This window comes from Cryomorphaceae bacterium 1068 (assembly GCA_027214385.1).
Classification (GTDB): Bacteria; Bacteroidota; Bacteroidia; order Flavobacteriales_D; family Cryomorphaceae; genus JAKVAV01.
Window position 1 is genome coordinate 1 of sequence record JAPVXR010000045.1, and the last position, 702, is coordinate 702.

Consider the following 702-nt stretch of genomic DNA (forward strand, 5'->3'; position numbering starts at 1 on the left):
TGCGTTTTAATGCAGTTTAGGTTTTGATGGCAAGCGTATTTCTTTTTTCTATTTCATTGTCTAGTAATTCTTTGACTCCATCTGAAGGTAAGAAGAACACATTATGAACATTCGGAATTCGGTAATGAAATTCTTTTGTGATAATCGAACAGTCGAGTTCTTTCAAGATTTCGCAGAGGCATTCAAATCTAATGGGTGAATTTGACAAACTGATCTTATAAGAATTATCAGCGATTGAACCCGAAATCAAGAATTGACCAGCCAAAAACGACATCTTTTGATTCTTAGTCGATGACAGGATTTTTTTACACTTGATCCTTCCTTTATCCAGCCTATTACCTAAATCATCTACGCTCCAACGCTTAATGGAATAAAAAGAAGAAAGTTTCTTTAGAATTTGAGCCGAGCGAAGTTCAAAGAATTCTTTGCAATTTATACACTCGTTTTGAGGTTCGTTGCGGTAAAACTTGAGACCAGTGATCTCTTCAATTCTTTTTATTTCTCCAGAGTTATCCTCATGGATTTGCAATACTAAGTCTGATAGCGTTGGGTGATTCTTAAAAAAAGTTCTGCCCAAATAATCGCGCTGGGCTCCAAGTAGAAAATAGGTTTCATCAATCTGACCAAGCAATGTGAGATTCACAATTAGAAGCGCCGTTACTAGAATTGCTCTTTTCATTTTATAATGCTTGCCAACGCTCA

The 702-nt window shown here is 36.2% G+C and carries 1 protein-coding gene; it reads right to left on the reverse strand.

The annotated features are described in order from the left end of the window. Positions 1-16: 16 nt before the first annotated feature. Positions 17-702 (reverse strand): hypothetical protein (locus O3Q51_18395; GenBank protein MCZ4410793.1); only part of this gene is annotated, 686 nt, incomplete at its 5' end.